This is a genomic window from Sodalis sp. dw_96, assembly GCF_018449575.1.
Taxonomy (GTDB): domain Bacteria; phylum Pseudomonadota; class Gammaproteobacteria; order Enterobacterales; family Enterobacteriaceae; genus Acerihabitans.
The window spans coordinates 206,312-217,013 of record NZ_JAAVUT010000007.1; the positions used below are offsets into that span (position 1 = coordinate 206,312).

9 protein-coding genes are annotated in these 10,702 nt (G+C 56.4%); 1 reads left to right on the top strand and 8 read right to left on the bottom strand.

Translation table 11 applies throughout. The features are described 5' to 3' along the window. Positions 1-49: 49 nt before the first annotated feature. Together secA and secM are read right to left on the bottom strand one after the other, a co-directional pair. Positions 50-2,764 carry a preprotein translocase subunit SecA gene (gene secA / locus HB631_RS13210; RefSeq protein WP_213991620.1) on the bottom strand — a complete coding sequence of 905 codons (2,715 nt, stop codon included), beginning with the start codon at positions 2,762-2,764 and terminating at the stop codon, positions 50-52. Positions 2,765-2,855: 91 nt separating this feature from the next. Then, a complete protein-coding gene (gene secM / locus HB631_RS13215) occupies positions 2,856-3,377 on the bottom strand; it encodes a secA translation cis-regulator SecM (RefSeq protein WP_213991621.1) in 522 nt (173 codons plus the stop codon). A 27-nt stretch (positions 3,378-3,404) separates the two neighbouring features. On the opposite strand from secM, the gene HB631_RS13220 reads away from it, so the two are divergent. Next, positions 3,405-3,932 (top strand): DciA family protein, encoded by a 528-nt coding sequence (locus HB631_RS13220; protein WP_213991622.1) that lies wholly within the window; start codon positions 3,405-3,407, stop codon positions 3,930-3,932. Between the two features lie 25 nt (positions 3,933-3,957). Here the strand turns inward: HB631_RS13220 and lpxC are convergent, their stop codons facing one another. From lpxC to murC, 6 genes are all read right to left on the bottom strand, one after another. Continuing rightward, complete coding sequence (gene lpxC / locus HB631_RS13225) at positions 3,958-4,875, bottom strand: UDP-3-O-acyl-N-acetylglucosamine deacetylase (RefSeq protein ID WP_213991623.1); 918 nt, start codon at positions 4,873-4,875, stop codon at positions 3,958-3,960. A gap of 100 nt (positions 4,876-4,975) precedes the next feature. Then, positions 4,976-6,136, bottom strand: a complete 1,161-nt coding sequence (ftsZ, locus tag HB631_RS13230; protein ID WP_213991624.1) for a cell division protein FtsZ — start codon at positions 6,134-6,136, stop codon at positions 4,976-4,978. A gap of 71 nt (positions 6,137-6,207) precedes the next feature. Continuing rightward, on the bottom strand, positions 6,208-7,464 hold the full coding sequence (gene ftsA / locus HB631_RS13235) for a cell division protein FtsA (protein WP_213991625.1): 1,257 nt from the start codon (positions 7,462-7,464) through the stop codon (positions 6,208-6,210). A 2-nt stretch (positions 7,465-7,466) separates the two neighbouring features. After that, complete coding sequence (ftsQ, locus tag HB631_RS13240; protein ID WP_213991626.1) at positions 7,467-8,303, bottom strand: cell division protein FtsQ; 837 nt, start codon at positions 8,301-8,303, stop codon at positions 7,467-7,469. A gap of 1 nt (position 8,304) precedes the next feature. After that, positions 8,305-9,222, bottom strand: a complete 918-nt coding sequence (locus HB631_RS13245) for a D-alanine--D-alanine ligase (RefSeq protein ID WP_213991627.1) — start codon at positions 9,220-9,222, stop codon at positions 8,305-8,307. Next, positions 9,215-10,696, bottom strand: coding sequence for a UDP-N-acetylmuramate--L-alanine ligase (murC, locus tag HB631_RS13250; protein WP_213991628.1), 1,482 nt, complete (start codon positions 10,694-10,696; stop codon positions 9,215-9,217). Before murC ends, HB631_RS13245 begins: the two co-directional genes overlap by 8 nt. Positions 10,697-10,702: the final 6 nt, after the last annotated feature.

Here is a 10,702-nt window from a genome sequence, read left to right on the forward strand (position 1 = left end):
CTCGCCCCTCCGGGGCCCCCTTCCTGCAACTCGAATTATTTAGGGTATATTATTGTTGTAATCTGCCGTGGCACTGCTTGTATTTTTTGCCTGAGCCGCAGGGGCAGGGATCGTTACGTCCCACCTTGCGGCCTTCCCGCAGCGGCTGATTGACCGCATCAGGCTCCGCCATCATCGGTTCGGGCTGATGGCTCAGCTGCTGCTGCCGCGCCAGGCGTTCAGCCTCTTCACGGCGCTGCTGTTCCAAGGCTTCCACCTCTTCCGGCATCCGCACCTGGACCTTGCTCAGGGTACTGATCACTTCGTATTTCAGCGATTCGAGCATCGCGGCAAACATGGCGAAGGACTCGCGTTTATATTCCTGCTTGGGATCCTTTTGGGCATAGCCCCGCAAATGAATGCCCTGCCGCAGATAGTCCATCGCCGCCAGATGTTCTTTCCACAATGAATCCAACGTTTGCAGCATCACGCCCTTTTCAAAGCTGCGCATCATTTCCACGCCTACCACCTCTTCTTTCCGGCGGTATTGTTCCAATGTCTGTTCAAGAATACGCTCGCGCAGCGTCTCTTCATGCAGACCCGGTTCTTTATCCAACCACTCGGCGATGGGCATGTCCAGATCGAAATCATCCTTCAGACGCTTTTCCAGCCCCGGCACATCCCACATCTCTTCCAGGGACTGCGGCGGAATATAAATATCAAGGATGGTTTTCAGCACGTCTTCACGGATGCTGAGAATGGTCTCGCTGATATCCGCCACATCCAGCAATTCGTTGCGCTGGCTGTATATTGCGCGGCGCTGGTCATTGGCCACATCGTCATATTCCAGCAGCTGTTTACGGATGTCGAAGTTGCGGCTTTCCACTTTACGCTGGGCATTGGCGATGGCTTTGGTCACCCAGGGGTGTTCAATGGCTTCACCGGGTTTCATGCCCAGTTTGCGCATCATGCCCGAGACCCGGTCGGAGGCGAAAATACGCATCAGCGCATCTTCCATCGACAGGTAGAAACGAGACGAGCCGGGATCTCCCTGGCGACCTGAACGGCCTCGCAGCTGGTTATCGATACGGCGGGATTCATGGCGCTCGGTACCGATGATATGCAGGCCGCCCGCCGCCAGAACTCGATCATGGCGGATCTGCCAGGCCTCTTTGATGGCGGCAATCTGATCTTCGGTGGGCTCTTCAATATGGGAGATTTCCGCCTGCCAGCTTCCCCCCAGCACGATATCGGTACCACGCCCGGCCATGTTGGTGGCGATGGTCACCTGTCCAGGCTGTCCGGCCTGGGCGACAATATCCGCTTCCATGGCGTGAAATTTGGCGTTCAGAACTTTATGTTCGATACCGGCTTTATCCAGTTCCGCGGAAACAACCTCCGATTTCTCAATGGAGATGGTCCCCACCAGCACCGGCTGTCCGTTAGTGGAACAGGTCTTGATATCCTCAATGATCGCGTCGATCTTCTCTTTCTCGGTCATGTAGACCAGATCCGGCATATCATTACGTATCATCGGCCGGTTGGTGGGCACCACGATGGTATCGAGCTTGTAGATCGAACTGAACTCAAAGGCTTCGGTATCGGCGGTACCGGTCATGCCGGCCAGTTTTTCGTACAAACGGAAGTAGTTCTGGAAGGTGATGGAGGCCAGGGTCTGGTTTTCGTTCTGGATAGCCACATGTTCCTTCGCTTCCACCGCCTGGTGCAAACCGTCCGACCAGCGGCGTCCCGGCATGGTGCGGCCGGTATGTTCATCAACGATGATCACTTCGCCGTCCTTGACGATATAGTCCACGTCCCGGGCAAACAGCACATGGGCCCGCAGGGCGGCGGTCACATGGTGCATCAGCATGATATTGGCCGGCGAATAGAGGGATTCGCCCTCTTCCATAATGCCCGCCTGCACCATCATCTCTTCGATCAGCACCAATCCGCGTTCGGTAAGGTTGACCTGTCGGGATTTTTCGTCCACTGAAAAGTGCCCTTCACCGTGGAAGGTATCGGAATCCTCTTTGTCTTGACGAATCAGGCGGGGAATCAGCGTATCCACCCGATTGTACAGTTCGGAGCTGTCTTCCGCCGGGCCGGAAATAATCAGCGGCGTACGGGCTTCATCGATGAGGATGGAGTCCACTTCATCCACCAGGGCGTAATGCAGCTTGCGCTGGACACGTTCCTCAGGGCTGAACGCCATATTGTCGCGCAGGTAGTCGAAACCGTACTCGTTATTGGTGCCGTAGGTGATGTCGGCGGCGTAGGCGGCTCGTTTGGCCGGGGCCGGCATCTGCGGCAGGTTGATGCCCACCGTCAAACCGAGAAACTCGAACAGCGGGCGGTTGTTTTCCGCATCTCGCTGGGCCAGATAGTCGTTGACGGTAACCACGTGGACACCCTTACCGCTCAAGGCGTTCAGGTATGCCGGCAGGGTCGCGGTCAGGGTTTTACCTTCACCGGTACGCATTTCCGCGATGCAGCGATCGTTGAGCACCATGCCGCCCACCAATTGGACATCGAAATGACGCATGGCAAACACCCGTTTACTGGCCTCGCGCACAACGGCGAAAGACTCCGGCAGCAAACTGTCCACCGTTTCGCCTTTAGCCAGGCGTTCGCGAAACTCGATGGTTTTCGCCGCCAGCTCCTGATCGGTGAGTTTTTCCACATCCGGTTCCATCCGGTTGATGATTTCAACCGTTTTGTTCATCCGGCGCAGGGTACGATCGTTACGACTGCCAAACACTTTTGTAAGCAATTTTGATAACATAATTATTTAAATCTCGTCACGGCCGGAACTGACTGAAATGCAGCGGCCCATAATGGCATAAAAGATAAAAAAAATTCCGTGGTAACACAGGTTAGATTATGCGGGCGGGTCCGGCTCGAATTCCCTGTACCTGGGCCAGGCGAATTCCTGTACGATGATCGAGGCAGGGCTGGTATTCACCCTGCCGGAGAGAGCGAATAACCGAAGGTTGTTTCGATTCACGGGTCAGCAGACCGTTCAGGGCGGTTATCAGCACCTGATGCTGCACTTTCAGCGGCGCGACACTCTCCGCCAGCGGCGATCTGGGTCTCAGCGGTTCCGGTACCCAGGCCACGGACAGATGACGAATAGCCGTGCGAATGGCATGCTGATGCCAATAGTCCACGGTAAAGGAAGGACGGCGCTGGGTTTCTTTCAGGAACGAGAGATTGGCAAAACCGGCGTTAAACGCGTTTTGACGGCTGGGGCTGGATAGGGTATTGGCCAGGTGTGCCTGTTCCTGCCCGCTGCCGAGCACATAAGGTACGCCAAGACCTGCCGCCACCATACCCAGCAGGAGGTGCGGCCAGAAATAACGTCTGCCAAATTGTCGCCAACGATTTAAAATACCCATTACTTAATGCATTCCGCCGGAGTTTTTATGCGTGACAGTCGTCCACAGTCCATTGATATCCTGCTTGGCTCACTTACGACACCGGAGCGAAACTCATTGTTGCATATCCAGCAACGGGCGGTGGCGCTGTTAAAGCTGAACCGCGCGGTAGCCGGATTATTGCCCGCGCCACTGCAGCCTTGGTGTCGCGTAGCCAACTTCCGCCAAGGCGTTTTGATTCTTGAAACCGCCAATGCCAGCTGGATGATGAGGTTACGCTATGAACAATCTAGGTTATTATCCGCGTTACGAGCGCAGATTCTACCATCATTGTCATCAATCGACATCAGGATTAACCCGACTCTGGCCACAAAAGGCCATCAGATTACGCAAAACCACGGCGAACCGTTAACCGGCAAGGGGACAACCGAAGGGAAAAAACGAATACTGAGCCGGCAGAGCGGCGAAGCAATCCGGCATCTGGCGGAACGAAGCCCGGAGAAACTCAAAAAAATGCTCGAACGACTGGCGAAGCTGGCCGGAGAAGGTGCCGACCCCACCAATCGAAACGATTAAAACACATCAGTCCAAAACGATACCGTTACGCCATAACGAAAGACGGTGCGGTAAACGTCACCGGCATCTCGGCTTCGTCTTCGAAGGTCACCAGTTCCCAGGCTTCCTGACGTGCCAATACCGCCTGCAACAGCTTGTTGTTCAGGGCATGACCGGGTTTGTAGGTGGTAAACGCGCCGATGATGTTATGACCGCACATATACAGATCGCCGATACCGTCCAGCATTTTGTGACGGACAAACTCATCTTCAAAACGTAAACCGTCGTCGTTGAGCACCTTATAGTCATCAACCACAATGGCGTTATCGAAACTGCCGCCCAGGCACAGGCCCCTGGACTGCAGATATTCGATATCGCGCATAAACCCGAAGGTACGTGCGCGGCTGATTTGCCGGACGAAGGACTCGGCGGAAAAATTCAGGCAATAACGTTGCGAGCTAGCATCAATCGCAGGATGATTAAAATCAATGGTAAAATCGAGCTTGAAGCCGTTATACGGCGTCAATTCCGCCCATTTATCGCCATCCTCCACGCGAACCGACTGTTTGACGCGCAGGAATTTCTTAGCACAATTCAGCTCTTCGATTCCGGCATCCAGCAACAGATAGACAAAGGGGCTCGCACTGCCGTCCATAATAGGAATTTCAGGCGCATTGACTTCAATGACGATGTTATCGATGCCCAAACCCGCCAATGCGGCATTAAGATGTTCGACGGTGGATATACGAACATCATGCTCATTGACCAGACACGTACAAAGCATGGTATCGCGCACCGATTTCGCATCCGCGGGGAAATCCACCGGGGGGTTGAGATCCGTACGGCGATAGATGACCCCGGTATTAGCCGATGCAGGGCGCAAAGTCAGTGTGACCTTTTTACCGGTGTGTAAGCCCACACCAGTGGCCTGAACAATACGTTTAAGTGTCCGCTGTTTGATCATCAATTTATCTCGCAATGTTATCCAGACCACCGACAAATTATAGCCGAGCGTCGGTGGGGCAGTTTAGCACAAAGAGCGGAGATTCCCAATATACCTGGTTTTAATCCGCCTGCTTGCGGAGAAAAGCGGGAATATCAAGATAATCAGGTTCTTTACCCGCCTGCGCAGCCTGCTCATTCACCGCTTTCGCCGCGATTTTTTGCTCCTGCTGCATCGGCGACATGCCGTGGGCATGCTGCTGATAACGGTTATCCATCACCTGCTGAGTGTTCTGCTTATTGGTGACCAGCGTGATTTCCGGACGTTTGTCCATGCCGATACCGGTAGCCACAACGGTTACGCGCAGTTCGTCGTTCATATCCGGATCAAGGGATGTCCCGATAACCACGGTGGCGTTGTCAGAGGCGAAAGCGCGGATAGTGTTACCCACGGTTTCAAACTCGTCCAAACGCAAATCAAAGCCGGCGGTAATGTTAACCAGTACGCCGCGAGCGCCGGAAAGATCGATATCCTCCAGCAACGGGCTGGAAATGGCCATTTCCGCCGCTTCTTCGGCCCGATCTTCACCGCAGGCCACGCCTGAACCCATCATGGCATAACCCATTTCGGACATGACGGTACGCACGTCGGCAAAGTCGACGTTCATCAGACCCGGCCGGGTGATCAGTTCGGCGATACCCTGTACCGCGCCCTTGAGCACGTCATTGGCCGCACCGAACGCATCCAGCAGCGAGATACCTCGGCCCAGCACTTTCAGCAGCTTGTCGTTAGGGATGGTAATCAGCGAATCCACATGTTTGGACAGCTCGGCGATACCCTGTTCGGCAAAAGCCATGCGCTTCTTGCCTTCAAAATTGAAGGGTTTGGTCACCACGGCAACGGTGAGTATGCCCAATTCCTTGGCCACCTCGGCCACCACGGGGGCCGCGCCGGTACCGGTGCCGCCGCCCATGCCGGCCGCGATAAACACCATATCCGCGCCTTCCAGCGCCGCACGCAGTGCTTCACGGTCTTCCTCAGCGGAATTTCGACCCACCTCGGGATTGGCTCCGGCGCCCAGACCCTTGGTGATACCGCCGCCAATCTGAATGGTCTGGCCCACCGCGGTTTTACGCAATGCCTGGGCATCGGTATTCACCGCGAAAAATTCCACGCCTTCGATGCGTTCGCGCACCATATGTTCCACGGCATTGCCGCCGCCGCCGCCGACGCCGATGACTTTAATCACCGCGTCATTGGTTAATTCCATAGGTTCAAACATAATTTCTCTCCGTTTTGTGCCTGTCGCATCGGAATCCGCCGCCTGCACAGCATGATCCCGCAAGTTAGATATTAAAACTCTTTCCTCAGCCAACTACTGATACGCTTTATCCAGTTGCTTACCGAGGTACGTTTTTCTACTTCAATCTCACCGCTCAAATGAGATTCTTTACCATAATGCAATAACCCAACGGCGGTTGAATAATAAGGCGCCTGCGCGTAATCCGTCAGACCGGTTATATTCAACGGCACCCCGATGCGCACCTGGGTATGGAACACCCGCTGCGCGCAGGCCGCCAGCCCGTCTATTTGAGCCGCGCCGCCGGTCAGCACGATACCGGCGGCCAAATGATGCTTTACTCCCTGCTGGCGAAGCTGTTCCTGCAGCTGCAGGATTTCGTCATTCACCAGATTCAGCAATTCGGTATAACGAGGTTCAATCACCTCCGCCAGGGTCTGCCGTTGCAGACTGCGCGGCGGACGTCCGCCGACGCTGGGAACTTCCACGGTTTCATCCTTGCTCACCGCCGACCCCAGCGCGCATCCGTGCCTGACTTTAATCGCCTCCGCATCCGCGGGCGGCGTACCAAAAGCATAGGCGATATCGCTGGTGACCACGTTGCCCGCATAGGGGATAACCTTGGTATGCCGCAGCGCGCCGGCGGTATACACCGCCATATCCATGGTGCCGCCGCCGATATCCACCACGCAAACCCCCAGTTCCCGCTCATCTTCAGTTAAAACCGCGTAACTGGAGGCCAGGCCGGCGAAGATCAGCTGGTCCACTTTCAGGCCGCAACGTTCAACAGCCTTAACAATATTCTTCGCCATATCATTATGGCAGGTAATCAGATGAACCTTGGCCTGCATCCGCACGCCGGACAATCCCACCGGATTTTTAATACCCTCTTGATAATCAATAGCATAATCTTGTGGGATCACATGCAAAATTCGATGTTCGTCACGAACGCGCACGGATTTTGCGGTATGCACCACATTCTCCACATCTTCCTGCGTCACTTCCTCTTCCGAAATAGGAACCATCCCTATCTCGTTCTGGCAGCTGATATGCTTGCCGGAGAGCGCCAGGTATACCGAAGATATCTGGCAATCCGCCATCAGCTCGGCCTGATCGATGGCGCGCTGAACGCACTTGACCACCGATTCGAGATCGTTGACGCCGCCTTTATCCATACCCCGAGACGGGCAACTGCCCACCCCGATAATATTGACCATGCCATCGGGCAGAACTTCCCCTACCAATGCGGCAACCTTTGCCGTACCGATCTCCAGTCCAACTACCAGTTTTCTGTCCGTCGACTTGATCATTATTATTTAGCCTGTACCTGATTCTGACTCTGTTGCGAATTGCTCTTTGCATCGTCGATAAACGCCGGCGCCCATCCAACGGCAACTCCCGCGTCATAACGCAAATCCACGTAACTAATACGTTTATTATCGGCCCGGGCCTGCTGGAGAAGAACCGGATAAATCCCGATAAAGCGCTGTAAACGCCGCGTCCTGTCATCCCGTCCCAATTCGAGCCGGGTATCATCCGCCAGCGTCAACTGCCACGAATGACGCGCGCTCATACTGACGGTCTTCAACGTAAGCTTATGGGCCGCCATCACGTCATTCATCTCGCGGTAACCCGTCAGCACATCCTGTTCGCCGCCTTCCGGACCGTACAGCAGAGGCATCGGCTGATTGCCGACGCGCTCCGCCGGCGCGCTGAACACCTTGCCGCCGGCGTCCAGCATATGCAGATCGTTCCAGCGCGCCACCGGCACATACTCCACCAGGTGGATTTTCAGTTCGTCGGGCCACTGTTTGCGCACGCTGGCCTGCTTAATCCAGGGCAGCCGTTCGATCTGCTGCTGAATGACGTTGACATCCTGTGTCATAAACGTCCCCGGCGCGCCCAGGGATAAAATCGCCTGGCGAATATCGTCATTGGTGGTGTAATAACGCTGCCCGGTGACCACCAGCCGGGACAAAGGCAAACGATGCACATCCTTCATCCAGGCAACCACCATCCAGCCGCCCCAGACAATGGTGGCCAGCACCATCATCAGGAACATCAACCCTGCGAGCTGACCGCCGTTGCTGCGTTTGCCGGCGTCATCTTCCGTCTCGCGGTTGCGGATGTTGATTGCTGCCTGGGACATATCAGCCCGCCAATGCCAGAATGTTCATAACCAAAGCCGGAAAATCCATTCCGCTTTGCCGCGCCGCCATCGGCACCAGGCTATGCCGGGTCATGCCCGGTGATGTATTGACCTCCAGCAGGTATAACTCCCCGTCGCCGTCGGCCATGATATCCACCCGTCCCCAGCCGCTGCATCCAGCCGCCTGCCAGGCATCGAGCGCCAATGTCATTAACGCCTGCTCCTGTCGGTCGTCCAGCCCGCCCGGACAAAAATAGCGGGTCTCATCCGACAGATACTTCGCCTCGTAATCGTAAAACGTCGCCGACGGCTGAATACGCACCGACGGCAATACCCGATCCCCCAGGATGGAGACACTGAACTCCGGCCCGGTCAGCCATTTCTCCACCAGCACGCTCTGGTCATAACGAAAGGCTTCCGCCAGCGCCGCCGGCAGATCCGCCGCATGCTCCACCTTGGTCATGCCGACGCTGGAGCCTTCGTTGCTGGGTTTCACTATCACCGGCATGCCCAGCGCCCGCAGCGGTTCCGCCGCTGCTGAGGGGTCCTGCCGGTAACCTTCGCGGTCCAGGGCCACATAAGGCGGCACCGAAAGTCCCCTGCCCTGCCAAAGCCATTTGGTGCGCAGCTTATCCATGGTTAATGCGCAGGCCATCACACCGCTGCCGGTATAAGGCAGGCCGAGAAACTCCAGCGCGCCCTGCAGGGTGCCGTCTTCCCCGCCGCGGCCGTGCAGGGCGATGAACACCTTTTGAAAACCCTGCGCCTTCAGGCTCAATACCGACACATCGCGGGTATCCACGGCATGGGCGTCCACCCCGCCGGCCAGCAACCCGTCGAGCACCGCCTGCCCCGATTGCAGCGAGACATCGCGTTCGGCGGATGTGCCGCCCAGCAAAACCGCTACTTTCTCAGACATGAGGTCCCTCAAGCGTAGTGGCAAGGTTCGGCTGTAAATGGGTATCGGCCAGTTTGCGCGCAATTTTACCCACGGTGCCGGCCCCTTGCATCAGCACCAGATCGTTGTCCTGCAGCGCCAGCGCCAGGGTCTCGGGCAGCGCGTCCATATCCGCCACCATGATCGGGTCGATTTTCCCGCGACCGCGAATGGTGCGGCACAGCGAGCGGCTATCGGCGCCGGGAATCGGTGTTTCACCGGCGGGATAGACATCCAGCATAAACAGCACATCCACCCCGGACAATACGGTGGCAAAATCCTCATACAAATCTCTTGTCCGGGTGTACCGATGGGGCTGAAATACCATGACCAACCGTTTATCGGGCCAACCGGCGCGCGCCGCCTTGATGGTGGCGTCCACTTCGGTGGGGTGATGGCCGTAATCATCCACCAGCATCACACTGCCCTGCTTGCCGTTAACATTCTCCAGCGGGTAAGTACCGAGGAAATCAAAACGGCGGCCGGTCCCCTGGAATTGCGCCAGCGCCTGCAGGATGCTGTCATCGTCGATGCCTTCCTCGGTGGCGACGGCAATGGCCGCAGCGGCGTTCAGCGCGTTGTGGCGGCCCGGCGCGTTCAGCTCCACCGCCAGTACCGGCTTGTCCTGCCGATAGATCTTGAAGCTGCCCTGGGCCCCTTGCTGGAGGTAATCGGTGATACGCACGTCCGCCGCCTCGTTAAAACCATAGGTGGTGATATGGCGGCCTACCCGCGGCAGCAGTTCGCGGATTACCGGATCGTCCACACACATCACCGCGCGTCCGTAAAACGGCAAATTATGCAAGAAGCTGATAAAAGTCTGTTTTAAAATCTCGAAGTCGCCTTGATAGGTGTCCATATGGTCGGCTTCGATATTGGTGATAATGGCCACCATCGGCTGCAAATGCAGGAACGACGCGTCGCTTTCATCCGCTTCGGCTATCAGATAACGGCTGCATCCCAGGCGGGCATGCACCCCCGCCGCCTTCACCAGGCCACCGTTGACAAAGGTCGGGTCCAGTCCGGCCTGGGCATAGATACTGGCCACCATCGCGGTGGTGGTGGTTTTGCCGTGGGTACCGGCAATGGCGATGCCATGGCGAAAGCGCATCAGTTCCGCCAGCATTTCCGCGCGGCGGATCACCGGAATACGCGCTTCTTTGGCCGCCACGATCTCCGGGTTATCTGCGGCAATGGCGCTGGAGACCACCACTACGCTGGCTTCGCTGATATTTTCCGGCCGGTGGTTAAAAAATATCTTCACGCCGAGTTCGGTCAATTGCTGGGTCACGGCGTTGGGGGCCAGATCCGAGCCGCTGATTTGATAACCTTCATTCGCCAGCACTTCCGCGATGCCGCCCATACCGGCGCCGCCGATGCCGACAAAATGAATTTGCCGGACCCGACGCATCTCGGGCACTATGGATCGCAGTTTCGCCAGTTGTTGTGTATTCACGTTTTA